At 40.0% G+C, this 19,869-nt stretch carries 12 protein-coding genes and 1 pseudogene; 10 read left to right on the top strand and 3 right to left on the bottom strand.

Annotation, left to right across the window (positions count from 1 at the left end; translation table 11 throughout):
* Positions 1–26: 26 nt before the first annotated feature.
* Positions 27–3,641 (top strand): DNA-directed RNA polymerase subunit beta, encoded by a 3,615-nt coding sequence (rpoB, locus tag IGJ24_RS12865; RefSeq protein WP_002389470.1) that lies wholly within the window; start codon positions 27–29, stop codon positions 3,639–3,641.
* A 166-nt stretch (positions 3,642–3,807) separates the two neighbouring features.
* A complete protein-coding gene (gene rpoC, locus IGJ24_RS12860; RefSeq protein ID WP_002354777.1) occupies positions 3,808–7,461 on the top strand; it encodes a DNA-directed RNA polymerase subunit beta' in 3,654 nt (1,217 codons plus the stop codon).
* Between the two features lie 48 nt (positions 7,462–7,509).
* Here the strand turns inward: rpoC and IGJ24_RS12855 are convergent, their stop codons facing one another.
* Positions 7,510–8,202 carry a prepilin peptidase gene (locus IGJ24_RS12855; protein WP_289865721.1) on the bottom strand — a complete coding sequence of 231 codons (693 nt, stop codon included), beginning with the start codon at positions 8,200–8,202 and terminating at the stop codon, positions 7,510–7,512.
* 108 nt (positions 8,203–8,310) lie between these two features.
* Between IGJ24_RS12855 and IGJ24_RS12850 the strand changes: the two genes are divergently transcribed.
* The 6 genes and pseudogenes from IGJ24_RS12850 to IGJ24_RS12825 all read left to right on the top strand — a co-directional run bounded on the left by IGJ24_RS12850 (position 8,311) and on the right by IGJ24_RS12825 (position 13,044).
* A complete protein-coding gene (locus IGJ24_RS12850) occupies positions 8,311–9,831 on the top strand; it encodes a gluconokinase (protein WP_289865723.1) in 1,521 nt (506 codons plus the stop codon).
* A gap of 83 nt (positions 9,832–9,914) precedes the next feature.
* A complete protein-coding gene (locus tag IGJ24_RS12845; protein ID WP_010823306.1) occupies positions 9,915–10,634 on the top strand; it encodes a DUF5105 domain-containing protein in 720 nt (239 codons plus the stop codon).
* A 127-nt stretch (positions 10,635–10,761) separates the two neighbouring features.
* The gene (locus tag IGJ24_RS12840) at positions 10,762–11,229 is read left to right on the top strand and encodes a Dps family protein (RefSeq protein WP_002354782.1); all 468 of its coding nucleotides are present in this window, start codon (positions 10,762–10,764) and stop codon (positions 11,227–11,229) included.
* Positions 11,230–11,465: 236 nt separating this feature from the next.
* On the top strand, positions 11,466–11,894 hold the full coding sequence (gene rplM / locus IGJ24_RS12835; RefSeq protein WP_048670019.1) for a 50S ribosomal protein L13: 429 nt from the start codon (positions 11,466–11,468) through the stop codon (positions 11,892–11,894).
* A gap of 13 nt (positions 11,895–11,907) precedes the next feature.
* Entirely contained in the window at positions 11,908–12,300 is a 393-nt protein-coding gene (gene rpsI, locus IGJ24_RS12830; protein ID WP_002354786.1) for a 30S ribosomal protein S9, read from the top strand.
* A 178-nt stretch (positions 12,301–12,478) separates the two neighbouring features.
* Positions 12,479–13,044: pseudogene (locus tag IGJ24_RS12825) on the top strand (hypothetical protein).
* Between the two features lie 75 nt (positions 13,045–13,119).
* Here the strand turns inward: IGJ24_RS12825 and IGJ24_RS12820 are convergent.
* Positions 13,120–14,118: an AraC family transcriptional regulator gene (locus IGJ24_RS12820; RefSeq protein WP_002396794.1), complete on the bottom strand. Its 999-nt coding sequence runs from the start codon at positions 14,116–14,118 to the stop codon at positions 13,120–13,122.
* A gap of 130 nt (positions 14,119–14,248) precedes the next feature.
* Between IGJ24_RS12820 and IGJ24_RS12815 the strand changes: the two genes are divergently transcribed.
* Positions 14,249–15,652 carry a PTS transporter subunit EIIC gene (locus IGJ24_RS12815; RefSeq protein WP_010823303.1) on the top strand — a complete coding sequence of 468 codons (1,404 nt, stop codon included), beginning with the start codon at positions 14,249–14,251 and terminating at the stop codon, positions 15,650–15,652.
* Position 15,653: 1 nt separating this feature from the next.
* Complete coding sequence (locus IGJ24_RS12810) at positions 15,654–17,120, top strand: glycoside hydrolase family 1 protein (RefSeq protein ID WP_438775414.1); 1,467 nt, start codon at positions 15,654–15,656, stop codon at positions 17,118–17,120.
* Positions 17,121–17,231: 111 nt separating this feature from the next.
* Here the strand turns inward: IGJ24_RS12810 and IGJ24_RS12805 are convergent, their stop codons facing one another.
* Positions 17,232–19,751 carry a sigma 54-interacting transcriptional regulator gene (locus tag IGJ24_RS12805; RefSeq protein WP_289865726.1) on the bottom strand — a complete coding sequence of 840 codons (2,520 nt, stop codon included), beginning with the start codon at positions 19,749–19,751 and terminating at the stop codon, positions 17,232–17,234.
* Between the last annotated feature and the right edge of the window lie 118 nt (positions 19,752–19,869).

Raw genomic sequence — 19,869 nt, 5'->3', positions numbered from 1 at the left:
GACTTATAACTAGAGGGGTGAAGAGCTTGGCTGGACACGTAGTAAAATACGGAAAGCATCGCGAACGTAGAAGTTTCGCACGTATCAGTGAAGTATTGGAATTACCAAATTTAATTGAAATCCAAACAGACTCTTATCAATGGTTTTTAGATGAGGGACTTCGTGAAATGTTTGAAGACATTTTACCAATTGATGATTTCCAAGGAAACTTATCCTTAGAATTTGTTGACTATGAATTAAAAGAACCAAAGTACACAGTAGAAGAAGCCCGCGCACATGATGCCAACTATTCTGCGCCATTACATGTAACATTACGTTTAACTAACCGTGAAACAGGTGAAATTAAATCCCAAGAAGTCTTCTTCGGCGATTTCCCATTAATGACAGAAATGGGTACCTTCATCATCAACGGGGCAGAACGTGTTATCGTTTCCCAATTAGTTCGTTCTCCAGGTGTTTACTTCCATGGAAAAGTGGACAAAAACGGCAAAGAAGGCTTTGGCTCAACAGTCATTCCTAACCGTGGTGCATGGTTAGAAATGGAAACAGATGCGAAAGACATTTCTTATGTTCGGATTGACCGCACACGTAAAATTCCTTTAACTGTGTTAGTTCGTGCTTTAGGTTTCGGTTCAGATGATACCATCTTCGAAATTTTCGGCGACAGCGAAAGCTTACGCAACACAATTGAAAAAGATTTACACAAAAATGCAAGTGATTCTCGTACAGAAGAAGGCTTGAAAGACATTTATGAACGTCTTCGCCCAGGCGAACCAAAAACAGCAGATAGCTCACGTAGCTTGTTAACTGCACGTTTCTTTGATCCAAAACGTTATGATTTGGCAAACGTTGGTCGCTACAAAGTTAACAAAAAATTAGACTTAAAAACACGTCTATTAAACTTAACCTTAGCTGAAACGCTAGTTGATCCGGAAACTGGTGAAATCATTGTCGAAAAAGGCACGGTTTTAACACACCAAATCATGGAAACATTAGGCGAATACATTGACAACGGCTTAAACAGCGTAACTTACTATCCAAGTGAAGATGCGGTAGTAACTGAACCAATGACAATCCAAGTGATTCAAGTTCTTTCACCAAAAGATCCTGAACGTATCGTAAATGTGATTGGTAACGGCTATCCAGACGACAGCGTAAAAACAGTTCGTCCAGCAGATATCGTTGCTTCAATGAGCTACTTCTTCAACTTAATGGAAGATATCGGTAATGTCGATGACATCGACCACTTAGGTAATCGTCGTATCCGTTCAGTAGGCGAATTATTACAAAACCAATTCCGTATTGGTTTAGCCCGTATGGAACGTGTGGTTCGTGAAAGAATGTCTATTCAAGACACAGAAACATTGACACCACAACAATTAATTAACATCCGTCCAGTGGTAGCAAGTATCAAAGAATTCTTTGGTTCTTCACAGTTATCACAGTTCATGGACCAAACAAACCCATTAGGTGAGTTAACCCATAAACGTCGTCTATCAGCCTTAGGGCCTGGTGGTTTGACTCGTGACCGTGCCGGTTATGAAGTTCGTGACGTTCACTACTCTCACTATGGTCGTATGTGTCCAATTGAAACGCCTGAGGGACCAAATATCGGGTTGATCAATAGTTTATCTAGTTACGCAAAAGTGAATAAATTTGGTTTCATCGAAACGCCTTATCGCCGTGTTGATCGTGCGACAGGCCGTGTTACTGATCAAGTAGATTACTTAACAGCAGACATCGAAGACCATTATATCGTAGCGCAAGCGAACTCACTTTTAAATGAAGATGGCACATTTGCCAATGATGTTGTTATGGCGCGTCTACAAAGTGAAAACTTAGAAGTTGCCGTAGACAAAGTTGACTACATGGACGTTTCACCAAAACAAGTAGTCGCAGTCGCAACAGCATGTATTCCTTTCTTAGAAAACGATGACTCCAACCGTGCCTTGATGGGTGCCAACATGCAGCGTCAAGCGGTGCCGTTAATTCAACCACGCTCTCCGTGGGTAGGTACAGGGATGGAATATAAATCAGCCCATGACTCAGGTGCTGCTTTACTATGTAAACATGACGGTGTCGTAGAATTCGTCGATGCAAAAGAAATTCGCGTTCGTCGCGACAATGGCGCATTAGACAAATATATGGTTACAAAATTCCGTCGTTCTAACTCAGGAACAAGCTACAACCAACGCCCAATTGTTCACTTAGGTGAAAAAGTTGAAAAAGGCGATACTTTAGCGGATGGACCTTCTATGGAAGAAGGCGAAATGGCTTTAGGGCAAAACGTCTTAGTTGCCTTCATGACATGGGAAGGTTACAACTACGAGGATGCCATTATCATGAGCCGTCGTTTAGTTAAAGACGATGTCTACACTTCTGTGCATATTGAAGAATATGAATCAGAAGCACGTGATACAAAATTAGGACCTGAAGAAATTACCCGTGAAATTCCAAACGTTGGGGAAGACGCATTGAAAGACTTAGACGAAATGGGGATTATCCGCATTGGTGCTGAAGTTCAAGATGGCGACTTACTAGTTGGGAAAGTCACACCTAAAGGGGTTACAGAATTATCTGCAGAAGAACGTTTATTACACGCAATCTTCGGGGAGAAAGCCCGCGAAGTTCGTGATACGTCTCTCCGTGTACCTCACGGTGGCGGCGGTATCGTTCATGATGTGAAAATCTTTACTCGTGAAGCTGGCGATGAATTATCACCAGGTGTCAACATGTTAGTTCGTGTCTATATCGTTCAAAAACGTAAAATTCACGAAGGAGATAAAATGGCGGGACGTCACGGAAATAAAGGGGTTGTTTCCCGTATTATGCCGGAAGAAGATATGCCATTCTTACCTGACGGAACACCTGTTGATATCATGTTGAACCCATTAGGGGTACCTTCTCGTATGAATATCGGACAAGTACTTGAATTACACTTAGGTATGGCTGCTCGCCAATTAGGTATTCACGTCGCAACACCTGTTTTCGATGGGGCAACCGATGAAGACGTTTGGGAAACTGTTCGTGAAGCTGGTATGGCTAGCGATGCTAAAACAGTTCTTTACGATGGACGTACAGGTGAACCATTTGATAACCGTATTTCCGTTGGTGTCATGTATATGATTAAATTAGCCCACATGGTTGATGACAAATTGCATGCTCGTTCAATCGGACCTTACTCTCTTGTTACGCAACAACCGTTGGGTGGTAAAGCTCAATTCGGTGGACAACGTTTCGGGGAAATGGAAGTTTGGGCACTGGAAGCTTACGGTGCTGCTTACACATTACAAGAAATCTTAACTTACAAATCTGATGACGTTGTCGGACGTGTGAAAACATACGAAGCCATCGTTAAAGGTGAACCAATTCCAAAACCAGGTGTGCCTGAATCATTCCGAGTATTAGTGAAAGAATTACAATCACTTGGTTTAGACATGCGTGTCTTGGACATTGAGGAAGCTGAGATTGAGTTACGCGATATGGACGATGACGATGATGATTTAATCACCGTTGACGCACTAACCAAATTTGCGGAACAACAATCAGCGAAACAGCTGGAAAAAGAAGCAGAATCAGTCGTGAAAGAAGAAGCACAAGACGTTGTTCAAGAAATTGAAACAGCCGAAGACAGAGACTAATTTGTCGCTACCACTCTGATGAGTTGATTCAACTGCGACTTTGTTGCAACTGCGCAAGTCATTACTTGTTCCAAGTGTCGTCAGACCTTCTTTCAAGTGATGCTTGCCATTTGCTAACAAGTTGCTGACTCAGCTTCTCTAAATAAGGAAATGGAGGGAATTCCTTTTGATCGATGTAAATAAATTCGAAAGTATGCAAATAGGGCTTGCTTCACCAGAAAAGATCAGAAGTTGGTCTTATGGGGAAGTTAAAAAACCCGAAACAATTAACTACCGTACATTAAAACCCGAACGTGAAGGGTTATTCTGTGAACGCATTTTTGGTCCAACCAAAGACTGGGAATGTGCTTGTGGTAAATATAAACGTATCCGTTATAAAGGTATTGTCTGTGACCGTTGTGGCGTTGAAGTCACTCGTTCAAAAGTACGTCGTGAACGTATGGGACATATTGAATTAGCCGCACCAGTTTCACATATCTGGTACTTTAAAGGAATTCCATCTCGGATGGGTCTTGTTTTAGACATGAGCCCTCGTGCATTGGAAGAAGTCATTTATTTTGCTTCATACGTTGTCATCGAACCAGGTGACACAACATTAGAGAAAAAACAATTGTTAACGGAACGCGAATATCGTGAAAAACGTGAACAATATGGCCAAGCCTTCAAAGCTGCTATGGGTGCCGAAGCCGTGAAACAATTATTAGATAACGTCGATTTAGATGGCGAAGTTGCGCAATTAAAAGAAGAATTGAAAACAGCTTCTGGTCAAAAACGGACACGTGCCATCCGTCGTTTAGACATCTTAGAAGCCTTCCGTGCCTCTGGTAACCAACCAAGCTGGATGGTAATGGATGTTATCCCAGTTATTCCACCAGATTTACGTCCGATGGTTCAATTGGAAGGTGGTCGTTTTGCAACAAGTGACTTAAACGACTTATACCGCCGTGTTATCAACCGTAACAACCGTCTAAAACGTTTATTAGACTTAAATGCGCCAAGCATCATTGTTCAAAACGAAAAACGGATGTTACAAGAAGCGGTCGATGCTTTAATCGATAATGGTCGTCGTGGCCGTCCAGTTACTGGACCAGGTAACCGTCCATTGAAATCTCTTTCTCACATGTTGAAAGGGAAACAAGGTCGTTTCCGTCAAAACTTACTAGGTAAACGTGTTGACTATTCTGGTCGTTCCGTAATCGTCGTTGGTCCGTTCTTAAAAATGTACCAATGTGGTTTACCAAAAGAAATGGCGATTGAATTATTCAAACCATTTGTAATGCGTGAATTAGTACAACGTGAAATTGCGACAAACATTAAAAATGCGAAACGTAAAATCGAACGTGGCGAAGATGAAGTTTGGGATATTTTAGAAGAAGTTATCCAAGAACACCCAGTTTTACTTAACCGGGCACCTACGTTGCATAGATTAGGGATCCAAGCTTTCGAACCTGTTCTTGTTGAAGGTCGTGCGATTCGTCTTCACCCATTAGTGTGTGAAGCCTACAATGCCGATTTCGATGGAGACCAAATGGCGGTTCACGTGCCTCTAAATGAAGAAGCACAAGCAGAAGCTCGTATGTTAATGCTTGCTGCCCAAAATATCTTGAACCCGAAAGATGGTAAACCAGTTGTTACACCATCTCAAGATATGGTCTTAGGTAACTACTACCTAACAATGGAAGAAGAAGGCCGTGAAGGGGAAGGTATGATCTTCCGCGACATGAACGAAGCTGTTTTAGCATGGCAAAATGGCTACGTGCATTTACACTCACGGATTGGGGTTCAAACAACACTTTTAGGTGACAAACCATTTACTGATTGGCAAAAAGAACGAATCTTAATCACCACAGTTGGTAAGATCATCTTTAACGAAATCATGCCTGTTGAGTTCCCTTACTTGAACGAACCAACAGACTATAACTTAACTGTTCAAACACCAGATAAATACTTCGTAGAAGCTGGTACAGACATTCCTGCACACATTAAAGAGCAAGAATTAGTTTTACCATTCAAGAAGAAAAATCTTGGAAATATCATTGCTGAAGTCTTCAAGAGATTCCACATTACGGAAACCTCTAAAATGCTTGACCGCATGAAAGACTTAGGTTACAAACACTCAACTTATGCTGGGATGACAGTAGGGATTGCCGATATCATGGTTCTTCATGAAAAACAAGCAATCATTGATGCTGCCCACAAACAAGTTGAAACAATTACTAAACAATTCCGTCGTGGTTTAATTACTGATGACGAACGTTATGAACGTGTAATCGGCGTTTGGAACGGTGCCAAAGATGAAATCCAACAAAAACTGATCGAAAGTATGGAAGCTCGTAACCCAATCTTCATGATGTCTGACTCTGGAGCCCGTGGTAACATCTCCAACTTTACACAGTTAGCTGGTATGCGTGGTTTGATGGCCGCTCCGAATGGACGAATCATGGAATTACCAATCATCTCAAACTTCCGTGAAGGACTTTCTGTCTTAGAAATGTTTATCTCAACTCACGGGGCTCGTAAAGGGATGACCGATACGGCCTTGAAGACAGCCGATTCAGGTTACTTAACACGTCGTTTAGTTGACGTTGCCCAAGACGTAATCATTCGTGAAGACGACTGTGGCACTGACCGTGGTCTTGAAATCGAAGCAATTCGTGAAGGTAACGAAATTATCGAACCATTAGACGAACGTCTATTAGGTCGTTATACACGTAAATCAGTTGTTCATCCAGAAACTGGTGCAATCATCATTGGTGCGGATCAATTAATCACTGAAGATCTTGCCAGAGAAATCGTGGACGCTGGTATTGAAAAAGTAACCATCCGTTCTGTCTTTACATGTAACACAAAACATGGTGTATGTAAGCACTGTTACGGACGTAACCTTGCAACTGGTTCTGACGTTGAAGTCGGAGAAGCAGTTGGTACAATCGCCGCTCAATCAATCGGGGAACCTGGTACACAGTTAACCATGCGTACGTTCCATACCGGTGGGGTTGCCGGTGACGATATCACTCAAGGTTTACCTCGTATCCAAGAAATCTTTGAAGCACGTAATCCGAAAGGGCAAGCAGTGATTACAGAAGTAACCGGTGAAGTTATCGATATTTCTGAAGATCCTGCCACACGTCAAAAAGAAGTAACCATCAAAGGAAAAACAGATACACGTACCTATACTGTCCCTTACACTGCACGTATGAAAGTTGCTGAAGGCGACATCATCCACCGTGGTGCACCGTTGACAGAAGGTTCAATCGATCCAAAACAATTATTACAAGTTCGTGATGTTTTATCTGTTGAAAACTACCTATTACGTGAAGTACAACGTGTTTACCGTATGCAAGGGGTAGAAATCGGCGACAAACATATCGAAGTAATGGTTCGTCAAATGTTACGTAAAATCCGCGTAATGGATCCAGGTGACACTGAAATCCTTCCAGGAACATTAATGGACATCGCAGAATTTAAAGACCGTAACTACGACACATTAGTTGCTGGTGGCGTCCCTGCTACTAGTCGTCCAGTCTTACTTGGTATTACCAAAGCGTCATTGGAAACAAACAGCTTCTTATCTGCTGCATCCTTCCAAGAAACAACACGCGTGTTAACAGATGCTGCTATCCGTGGCAAAAAAGATCCATTACTTGGATTGAAAGAAAATGTTATCATTGGTAAAATCATCCCAGCTGGTACTGGTATGGCTCGTTACCGTAACATGGAACCAAAAGAAGTTGGCGTAGCTAGCGAAAACGTTTATAGTATTTCAGACATTGAAGCACAAATGGCTGCTGAAGATGCGATGAAAAACATCAATAAATAAACCCTAAAAAGCCGTAAGGAGCATGCTCCTTACGGCTTTTTTTATTTGCTATAGCCAACTGATTGTGAGTAAACCCAAACTTAAAAAGGGGACAAAGGGAAGTGTCTGTTCAACTGGATACCCCAAAAATTTACAGCTGTAGCCATAGATTAGGCCATAACTACTGGCAAAAAATAGTAGCATCAGCAACTGAGGTACCTGTAAAAAACAGCCCCACAAACCCAGTAACAAAAGATCCCCTCGCCCCATGGCTTCCGGAAAATAATGTAAGGCGGCTTGGAAAAAACAAAAACAAAAAAGACCAGTCAGTAAGTAAAACGAATGCTGACCCGCAATTTTCAGCAAGCAAAGCACAAAAAAACTAGGATAAAGAATCTTCGGTTCAACCACTAAATACCAGTAATCAATCAAGGATAATGTGAAAGCACTCGTCAGCCACCACCAGAGAATCAAAGCATCAATCGTCAGGCCAGCTGAAAAACAGCTTGCGGTTAAGCCGCCCATGATAAGTTCTGCTAAAAGATAACTCTTAGCTACTGGCTGTTGACACTTTCGACAACGAAAGCGCTGCAGCAAAATCGAAACAACTGGAATTAATTCATAGAATTGTAGAGGCTGGTGGCAACCTTGACAGTGGGAAGGGGGCCACCACAAAGAACGCCCTACTGGTAAGCGCTCCGCCACTAAGCATAAAAAAGAACCGAAACAGGCACCAATCAAAAAGAGACTCAAGAAAAACATAGGTTACCTCCTTAAAAATAAACTACGCTTTTTTTAAACTTTTTCGTTTGACTAGACAAATCTTTTTTTGTTAGGAATAATAAAAGAAACAAGAAATGAGGGAATCAAATGGAAAAATTAGCGATTGGTGTCGACGTTGGCACCACGCAAGCCAAAGCAGTGGCTTTTCAAGCAAATGGCACAGTCGTAGCTTCTAGCTATGTGCGTTATCCATTAATTCAAGAGACTGAAGGAATGGCGGAGCAAGACCCAGAAACGCTGTTCCAAGCTGTGGTGAACTGTATTCGAACCGTCACACAACAAGTGAAGAATCAACCAATTGGGCTCATTTCTTTTGCTTCAGCAATGCATGGATTAATTGCCATGGATGCGCAAGGACGCCCATTGACCCAAGTGATTACTTGGGCTGACACACGAGCATCTGATTATGCGGAAGCGTTAAAAGAAACGCCAGCGGCCCAATTGTTTTATCAATTGACAGGCATGCCAGTTCATCCAATGGCGCCTTTGTACAAGATTCGCTGGCTGCAGGAAAATCAGCCAGCCGTTGCGCAGAGCGCGGCCAAGTTTATTGGGATTAAGGACTACATTTTTTACCGTTTCTTTGGCGAATACTGGACAGATTATAGTAGTGCTTCGGGGATGGGTTTATTTAATATTCACACGCGGCAATGGGAATCGTCGATTTTAGCGTATTTATCTATTGAGGAGGAACAGTTGCCAAAAGTTGCCCCGTCAACGTTCATTTTTCCAGCGTTAGCGCCTTCTTGGCAAGAGATGCTTGGTGTTGAGGAGGAAACGGTTTTAGTTCTTGGTGGCGCGGATGGTCCATTGTCTAATTTAGGTTTGGGAGCGCTAGGAATGGGTGTAGCGACTTTGACCGTTGGTACGAGCGGCGCACTTCGGTATATTGTCGAAGAACCTTTTTTGCATCCGCAAGGTGAAACGTTTTGTTTTGCTCTAGATAAACAGCACTGGGTGATTGGTGGCGCAAGTAGTAATGGTGCAGTTGCGTTAGATTGGGCGAGCCAAACGATTTTTGCAGAAGAACGTCAGCAAGCTATCCAAAACGGGACCAATCTCTATGACCCAATTATGGCCAAAATTGCAACCGTGCCAGCTGGGGCAAATGGCTTACTGTTTCATCCTTATTTGCTAGGTGAACGAGCACCGCTGTGGAATGCAGAGGCGAGCGCAAGTTTTATTGGCTTGCGCAAAAATCACCATGCCGGACATTTAGCTCGAGCGGTGGTGGAAGGCATCTGTTTCAATTTAAAAACCATTTTAGAAGATTTGAAACAACTCGGTGGACCCGTTCAGGAGATTCGGGCGACAGGCGGCTTTGCTGATTCCCCTGTGTTCCGTCAAATCATGGCTGATGTGCTGGGAGAAACGTTATCGTTCACTGATAGCACCGAAGCTTCGGCATTAGGCGCTGTTTTGCTAGGCTGGCAAGGCTTAGGGCAGTTACCAAATTTACAAGCAGCGGCGCAACAGGTGCTGATTCATGAAACGGTCACGCCACGAGCGGATCAATTGCTAGTTTATCAAGAACTGTATCCTGTTTTTCAAGAAACCCAACAAGTTTTAGCACAAAGTTATCAAAAATTAGCAGAATTCCGCAAATAATTGATAGTAAATAGCTTTGACAAATGACTGAGAAGTTGCTTAACTAGAAGAGAGACAAAGACTTGAGGAAATGAGGATGAGAAATGAAGAAACAGCTACTACCACTATTTCTGTTATTCATTGGGGCGTTGGCAAGCTGCAGTACACCGTCTCGTTCCGGCGAAAAAGCAGCGCAACAGTTGGTAGATTACTTTATTTATCAAGAAAAGACAGCGACATTCTCTCAAACTTTTCGTGAACCGAAAGTCTTGGCGGAGCATTTGCAGACGAGCCGTCAACAGTTCCAGAAGCAATTTTTCAATAGCTTAAAAGAAATGAACGCTGAAGTCACCGAGACTGAAGCCCAGAAGCTTAGCACAGAATTACTGGCTCAAGTGAAGAAAAAAGCGTCATATCAACTAGTAGCCACGAAAGAATTGAATGGGCAAGCGACAATCACTTTTCAGATTAAGGGCTTAGATTTTGTGACGGCGATTGAAGATACAACCACTGCTCTTCTTCAGCAAACGCAACAGGCGACACAAGCGCTAGACATGCAGCACACGTTAGCCGTTTTAAAAAAAGAAATCCAACAAATCAATGTCAGCCATGAGCCAGTTAAACTGCCATTAACGGTTAAGCAAGTAGAAGGACAATGGTACTTGCCAGCAGCGGAGCAACTGAGACTGAATCAGTTTTTTTTAGCTTTCGTCACAGGAAAAGAAGATACTGACGAGTTGACAGAGGCACTCGACACGATCCTCACTCAAGCGGAACAAAAAGTCGTCACTGCGGATGAAAAAACAGCGATTTCAGGAAATTAATTAGATTCTTAATTGTAATTATTATAATTTGATAATAATTTTAAAAAAGAAAGGTTTTCAGTGTACTTTTTTCACAATTCATATTACACTAAGAGTGTAGAAAAAATATTTAGGAGGATGACAAAGAATGAAATTTGAAAAAACAAAAGAAATTTTGAACCAACTCGTTGCAGATTTAAGCCAATTTTCCGTGGTAATTCATCAAACACATTGGTATATGCGTGGACCTGAATTTTTAACACTTCACCCACAAATGGATGAATACATGGATCAAATCAATGAGCAATTAGATGTTGTTTCAGAACGTTTAATCACATTGGACGGCTCTCCATTCTCAACATTGCGTGAATTCGCAGAAAATACAAAAATTGAAGATGAAATTGGTAACTGGGACCGCACCATTCCAGAACGTATGGAAAAATTAGTAGCAGGCTACCGTTACTTAGCAGACCTTTACGCAAAAGGAATCGAAGTTTCTGGTGAAGAAGGCGACGACTGCACACAAGACATTTTCATCGCAAACAAAACAGACATCGAAAAAAATATTTGGATGTTACAAGCCAAACTTGGCAAAGCGCCTGGTATTGACGCATAATTTAAAACAACTCCCAAAGCCGCTGACGTTGACGTTGGCGGTTTTTTTCTGTTTAAAAGGCACAAAAAAATAAGTGAAAATCTATTTTCTGAAAGCGCAGAAAAACATTGACTTTATCAGTGATTGAAGGTAAAATATTAAATGGTATTGTTTGCCCCACAATGAGCCCCGGAAACTCAAGTGTATGTCAAACATCGAAAACAAAATTGGAGGAAAGAAACGTGCGTACAACATATATGGCCAAAGCTGGCGAAGTAGAACGTAAATGGTACGTAGTAGATGCAACAGATGTTCCTTTAGGACGTCTATCAGCAGTTGTTGCTTCTGTACTACGTGGTAAAAATAAACCAACATTCACACCACATGTGGATACTGGAGATTTCGTAATCGTAATTAACGCTGATAAAGTAAAATTAACAGGTAAAAAAGCTACAGACAAAATTTACTACCGTCACTCAATGTATCCTGGAGGATTAAAATCAGTGACTGCTGGTGAATTACGCGACAAAAACTCTCGCCGTCTTATCGAAACTTCTGTAAAAGGTATGCTACCTAAAAACACTTTAGGACGTAAACAATTTACTAAATTGAACGTATACGGTGGAGCTGAGCATCCACATGCTGCACAACAACCAGAAGTATTAGATATCACGAACTTAATTTAAGGAGGGAAATTCATTGGCACAAGTACAATATAGCGGCACAGGCCGTCGTAAAAATGCAGTTGCCCGCGTACGCTTAGTACCAGGTACTGGTAAAATTACTGTAAACAAAAAAGACGTAGAAGAATATATTCCACATGCTGACTTGCGTGAAGTTATCAACCAACCATTTGGCGTAACTGAAACAAAAGGCGCTTACGATGTAATCGTAAACGTAAACGGTGGTGGCTATGCTGGACAATCAGGAGCTATCCGTCACGGAATCGCTCGTGCATTGTTACAAGTAGATCCTGACTTCCGTTCTGCTTTAAAACGCGCTGGGTTACTTACTCGTGACGCACGTATGGTTGAACGTAAAAAACCAGGTCTTAAAAAAGCTCGTAAAGCTTCACAGTTCTCAAAACGTTAATTATTTGGAGTCGTTGCGAACGTGTTCGCTTACCAATCAATTACAATGTTTCAAGACACTTTCTCGCAATGAGAAAGTGTCTTTTTTATCAATCTCTCTAACCCAACCCTCTCCAAAAAATGGTATCATTAAGTAATGAAACATAACCATAAAAAATAACAAATATCGGAGGCAAAAAATGAGTAGTGTGGTTTGTCAAAGTTGTGGGGCGAATGCGTTTAGATGGTACGATACCGCTGATCAAGTGGTGGAATGTAAGTATTGTCATTCCAAGCAAGCTTTTATAAAAGAAAAGGTATGGGCGTCGAGTCAGCCATAAAAGTTGTTGGGGGAAAAGAAGAAGCGGAGACGGATTCTGAATACCAAGAACGGATTATTCATCAATTTGGTTTGAAAGATCAAGTGATTGAAGTGAAGAATTATTCATTAATCGATATTCCGTTAACATTTATTGTTTGGTTGTATTTGGATATTTTATTAGGAGCGTTGTTTATCTGTGGTGGTTTTCTATCTAAAAACTATCGAGCTTGGTACGCCAATTTACTTCGTTGGCACTTTTGTGGTTGGCGGTATACAAAGTCAGCGACTGAAAAAGAGAAGGCAAGTCAACGGATTAGAGGCAGTCTGTTGATTAAATGGCTACTTCAAGAGGACCCCGACAAAACGAAAAAATTAATAATGGTTGGCGTGTCCATTTTGTTCACTTTCTTGTTCGTTTACACTACAGGAAACAGCGCTGCCTAAACGAAATATTTATTGAAACACTTTCTGCTGATAGAAAGTGTTTTTTTTATACCATTAATGGAGTAAGTGAGTATTTCAGTGTTTCGTCAATGTTTTTCTATATTCATTAGGAGAGAGTGTATAGAGAGCTGAAAAATTTTTATAAAATTGGCTTACGTTTGAAATACCAACATTTTGAGAGATTTCAGCGATTGATAATTCTGAATAACGCAATAATTGTATCGCATTTTTCATCCTTTGTTCTGTTTGAATTTCTTTAAAGGTTTTATTGAAAGTCTGTTTGATTAACTGAGATAAATATTTTGGATGGTAATTAAATAATAATGCGGTTTCCTTTAATGTACAGGTGCGAGCATTTTTTTCTATATAATCGATAATTTCTAACATATGGCTGGTTTTATTGCTAATAGGGGCAACTTTCTTTGTGGAATTCTTCTGATAATCACGGATAAGCTGAATAAAAATTAATGAAAAGAGTGCTTCTATCGCATGTTTACTAAAAGTATCATTTTGGAAATATTCACAAATTAGTTGATTGAGAAAAGCAATTGTATTTTTATGGTTATTCTGAAAAATCATATAGCCGTCATGGTGGTTATTTTCAGTAATTGCTGAAAATAAAAAAGTACTTAAAATGCTTGTTTCACCTAAGCCCATAATAAATGCTCGTGAAAAAAAGTCATTGCTTAGACTAATATTAAAGACAATATCTTTTTCACTTAGTCTGCCTTTTGAGCGAAGAACATGCCGATCAACAATGCATAAATCTCCTTCTTTTAGTAATACTTCGGTTCCGTTTACTTGATAATGACAGCTTCCAGAATAGACATAATTAAGATTTAAATTAGTATGTACATGTAATGGTACATCTGTGAATCGCGAATCTCTTCTAATTTCAATAAGGTTTTGTTTTAAATTTGGTAATTGAAACTGATAGACTTCTTGATCATGTAACAGAATTTTGTCTAGTTGTTCATAAATAGGGCTATGATAATTGGGATCCTCTAAATAATGGTGTTCGCTGTGGGTTAACAGAAATAAGTCTGATGGGAGTTGATTTAACAATTTTATCACCTTACCTTTTGTTATCAATGTTCTGGAAAATGATTATTGAAAGCGTTTTTTATAATTGTATAATTCAAGTATAACTAGTGATTGATATTTGTACAAGTATTGAAATACAAGTTGAATAGGAGGGTTATTGATGGATGTTCAAAAATTATGTCAAAGCATTTTGTCAAACATAGGCGGAGCCAAAAATGTGAAAAGTGTTACTCATTGTGCAACTCGCTTGCGTTTAACGTTAAATGATGAAGAGAAAATACAGCAAGAGTCTATAAATGATTTAGACGGCGTAATGGGCAGTATTGTTACCGGAGGACAATATCAAATAATTATTGGTCAAAGTGTCGGAACTGTTTATGCACACTTTACTCAGTTGCTGTCAACTGAGTCTAAAAGTGATCTGAGTCATCAAGAAATGGCCGAGCCAAGTGAACCATCAAAAAAAGGGATTATTCCACAAGTATTAGATACAATTACAGGTATTTTTACACCGCTGTTACCTGCAATTACCGCTGCAGCAATGATAAAAACAGTACTAGTGCTTTTAGATTTGTTCCATTTAATTGATCCTACAGGTGGTACTTATCAAATTTTGACATTTGCTGGCGATACTGCTTTTTATTTTATGCCTGTTTTAGTTGCTTATTCTGCCTCAATAAAGTTTCGTTTGAATCCTTATTTAGGAACAATTATTGGCATGCTACTGCTACATCCGACCTTTGTTTCATTGGTAAGTGAAGGTAAACCATTAAAGATGTTTGGCTTTTTACCAATTACGTTAGCTAATTATAGTTCAACTGTGATTCCAATTATCTTAATTATATGGGTAGCTTCCTATGTGGATCGTTATGTCGAACGTTTTTGTCCTGAGTCAGTAAAGTTTTTCTTGCGGCCGTTAGTGACATTTTTTATTATGATTCCTTTAGCTTTGGGAATTATTGGTCCATTAGGAAGTTGGGTTGGACAAGGATTAGGAATTGTCTTAAATTTAGTTCAAAATTATGCTGTTTGGGTGCTACCATTTATTTTTGGTGCGTTATCGCCAGTCTTCATTATGACTGGGATGCATTATGCGGTAACAATTCCTCTCGTTTTACAATCTATCAGTTCCAATGGATTTGATATGTTAGGGATTGGGTTTTTAGTTTCTAATTTCGCTCAAGCAGGCGCAGCAATTGCTGTAGGTCGCTTTGCAAAGAGTCAGAAAGTACGAGGATTGGCTTTTTCTTCAGGATTTACTGCACTGTTAGGAATTACCGAACCAGCTTTGTATGGCGTGAATTTAAAATATAAAAAACCGTTTTTAGCAGTGATTATTGCTGGTGCAATGAGTGGTTTACTTGCGGGTTTCCTGAATGTTAAGCGAATGACTTTTGCGCCAACAGGAATTACGACATTGCCTATTTTTATTGATCCAACGAATCAATGGAATTTTATTTTTGCAATTGTCTGTGCAGTGGCTAGTTTTATTTTAGCTTTTATTATAACGAGCGGTCTGGTTTATAAGGACCAGTATTTACGTAATGAATTGGAGGAAAAGTAAAATGACTTACACATTTTCAAAGGATTTTTTATGGGGCGGGGCTATTTCGAGTGGTCAAGCAGATGGTGGTTATTTAGAAGATGGCAAAGGTGTGGATACACAATCGATGCGTTACTTTGCCCCTAACTGGAACCGTGAGGAACGGAATCGAAACAGAGATATTAATATGACCAGTGAGCGTTTCGAGCAAGCGCTAGTTGCAGAAGGCGATCGCAATTATCCCTTTAGAAGAGGGATTGATTTTTATCATAGATATAAAGAGGATTTAGCGTTGTTTGAAGAAATGGGGATGAATATTTTCCGAACATCCATTGATTGGTCGCGTATTTATCCAAATGGAGATGACGAGAGACCTAATGAAGCAGGAATACAATTTTATGTTGATCTATTTACTGAATGCCAAAAAAGAGGAATGAAAGTCTTTGCTACAATGCTTCACTATGGGATTCCAGTTAATTTAGTGACCAAATATGGTGGTTGGAAAAGTAGAAAGACTATTGATTTTTTTGAAGTCTATGCACGTACATTGTTTGAGCGTTTAGGTGATTTAGTGGACTATTGGCTACCTTTTAATGAAATTAACTGTAATAGATTTAATCCATACAATGGATGTGCCGTTATTGAAGATCAAGAAGAAAACTATAACCAAAGTATTTTTCAAGCAGGACATAATCAGTTCGTGGCAAATGCAAGAGCAATTAAAGCTGCAAAAGAAATACTAGGCGAACCAATGATTGGTGGAATGATTGCACGATTTACAACATATCCTGCGACCTGTAAGCCAGAAGATGTAATGCAAAGCATTTTGGATGAGAACTATAAGAATTATTTTTATACGGATGTTTTAGCAAGAGGAAAATATCCTAGCTATACAAAGCGAATGTTTGATGAGTTAGGAATTACGATAGAAGTCGCTCCTGGAGATTTAGAATTATTAGCAGAGAATAAAGTAAACTTCCTATCATTTTCGTACTATATGTCAATGATAACTAGTGTCAGTCCTGATTATGAAATTACCAGCGGAAACTTACTAAGCGGGATGAAAAATCCTTACTTAGAAACAAGTGACTGGGGATGGCAAATTGATCCAATTGGTTTGAGAATTTCTCTAAACGAGATGTATGATCGCTATCAATTACCGCTGTTTATTGCTGAAAATGGGTTAGGTGCTTATGATCAAGTAGAAGAGGATGGCGCAATTCATGACCCTTATCGGATTGACTATTTAGAAAAGCATTTACAACAAATGAGTGAAGCAATTGCTGATGGTGTAGAGCTTTTAGGCTATACTATGTGGGGAATCATCGATATCATTTCATGTGGAACCATTGAAATGTCTAAACGGTATGGTGTTATTTACGTGGATAGTGATGATGCAGGGAATGGAACGCTTGAAAGAAGTAAAAAAGATTCATTTCATTGGTATAAAGAGGTTATTTCTACAAATGGAGAAAGTTTGAATCGGTGATTTGCTGTTAGTGAAGAAAAATAAAAAGGACATCTATTGAGATCCTTTAGTAAAGAGAGCTTGGGCCATAAGTCGAAATAACTTACGGCCCAAGCTCTTTCCCATCCCCCCTCACCGAGAAGACAAAATTTCATAAATCACATAGAGTTCCCAGTTGGAAATTTCTATTCGATAAAACTGTTCTAGAGTATAGAAAATGTTTTTAGCATTTTGGAAAAATGGTTTTTGGTTAATGGTTAGTTCCTCTAGGTTAGCAGGGATTTCATAGTCTTCAACGCCGAGCATTGTCCGCTCTACCATGAGCGCGTTGTGCATCATTAAGTTAAATTTCATTTTGCCGCTGAGTGTGAGGTCGAAACGTTTTTCAATGTTTTTTGTAACATTTTCGACTTGTTTAATAATGACGTCAGGATTTAGAAATTCTAGTTTTTCTGACAAGCCTTCTTTCGAGAAGAAGTGAACAAATTCGTTAATCATGCTATCAATGTTATTGGGATGCATCAAGTTTTGGAAAGGTTCCATCAACTGGGTTCCTGCATCTTCGTCTAACATGTCTAAGAGATTCACGCTAGCAACATTCGTATGGTTGTCTAAGTAGGACGTCGTCAAAATGAGCGAGGTTTCTTTTAAATAATTTTCTTCGGCGTTGGCAATGTCTAACGTGTTTACCAAATCTTTGTATTTTAGGGTAATGACTTTAATATCAGTATACAGGTATTTTTGACAGATTTGTTTGATTTGCTTGGCAATATCCAGACCTGAAATACTAGAGACAATGATATTTTTTTCCACTGAAAAGCCTTCAAAGTACTGTACATCGGTTTTAAATTTTTTTTCAGCGGTTTTAGCAATACCATAGAAAAGTTGTTCGTTCATTAATTGATGACCAATTTCCAACGCATAGGCAGTGGTCAGGTTGTTGATCACCAAGAGTTCTCCAAGAATTTGCGGTTTCAAACTTTTATAAAGTTGTGTCAGAGAACCCATATCGACGAGCATAATGACGCCTTGTGATGTGTCCCGCTGAGAAAGCCAGTCTTTAACTTCGGCGACGATATCTCGTACGGAGGACGTTAAGGGCATGTTAATCGCATCGAAAATATAGGTACCACATAATTTGTTGGCAACGGCTTGAATACTTGTGGCAGTCGATTCACCATGCGCCACGAGGAGCGCTTGGTAAGGAATCGTTTCAGAAATTTCCCCACTGAGTAATACAGATAAGAGTACCTCTGTAAAAAAACGGTATTCTTCTGGCAGCGGACTGACTAAGTTTTTCACGAGGGAAACCGTTCGCGGATAGTGTTCTTTTAACTGTGCTTGGACTGGAAGGAGCACTGTTTCGTTAAATGTTGGCGGTAAAATTTTCAGCAATTTGGCAACATCTTTCATCGGTTTTTCAGTTTGCTCAGGTTGGTTAATAATTAGTTTGTTTTTGGTTTGGACTTCCGTGACTAGGTTTTGTAAAAAGTAATCATTTTCCAAGGTTATTTCATCGTCTAAACAATATTTAATGAATTGTGTCAGTTCAGTTTTTAAGTGGGTCAGTGTTTTTTCTTTTGTAAATAAGGTTTCAAATGTTGCGAAAATATCGGAAGAAAGTGTGTCTTCTTCTAACACTTCTTTGTCTAAAGGAATCGCAATCATTGGTTGAGTCGCATCGCCAATGACGACAGGTTGATTGGGCAAAGTTTTTCGTAATTGCGACGCGCAAAGGAGCTGCACTTTGTTGGATAAACTCCCTACGTTACCAGGTTCGTCATTTTCTAATAATGCCGTAAAGATTTCTTCGTCCACGTTGATGTCTTTGGTCATTCGTTTCGCTTCTCGGTGGAATAAGTTTTTCAAAATCGCAATCCGTTCTCGAATGGGGCGCTCTTTGAAGTTCGGAAGTGAGACGATTACGGAAATTCGGCGATAAAAGGTTGGTAATAAGACTTTTTTCGGGTTTTCGGTGGTCGCAAATAGTAGCCGGACCTTGGAATGCACCATTTTTCCTTCTTCACCAATAGGGCGGAAGCTCCCTGTATCCATAAACTGAAAGAGTTTTTCTTGGTTTTCGTTGGATAATCGATGTACTTCATCTAAAAAGAGTACGGAATTATTAGCTTGGGCCAAGAGTCCTTGTTTTTCTGATTCAGCCCCAGTGAATGCTCCTTTGGTATGGCCGAAGAGAATAGATGATAGCAATTCGGGATTATTGGCATAATCGGCACAGTTAAAGGTGTAGAATTTTTCCAGGCCAATGATTTGTTCGTTTTTCAGATACTCATAAATCAGCTTTGCCAAAAAGCTTTTGCCGACGCCACTGGCTCCATGGATTAATAAAGGCATACCCAATGGGGGATACAACATAGCGGCTTTGCATTGTTCAATGGCTTTTTTGGCGCTGCCTTGGCTACCGATGTATTGTCGAAACACATCGGTCGTGGGGGTTGTTGCACGGGTTAATTGCCAATAAACGGGTTTTTTTCCCGTTTGTTGGACTTCACCTTTTTCCAATAATTTATTTAAGTATAAGCTGGTTACCGAGCGGCTTAATTGAATTTTTGTGGCAATTTCTTGTGTGCTCATCGGGGTGTTGCTGGTTTCTAAAATATCAACTAAGTGTTGGTAGGTCTCCAAGCGCATGATTCATCGTCCTTCCAAAAGAGAGGTCGGGACAGGGTTGCTTCTGTTCCCGCCGTTTATCAGCTTTTAAGCCTGAGATAAAAATCACTTTGGATTTTTGTCTCAGGCTCTAAGTGTT

This window comes from Enterococcus sp. DIV0546, assembly GCF_051712785.1.
Lineage (GTDB): Bacteria > Bacillota > Bacilli > Lactobacillales > Enterococcaceae > Enterococcus > Enterococcus faecalis.
This window is presented reverse-complemented; position numbering and strand designations above follow the sequence as displayed.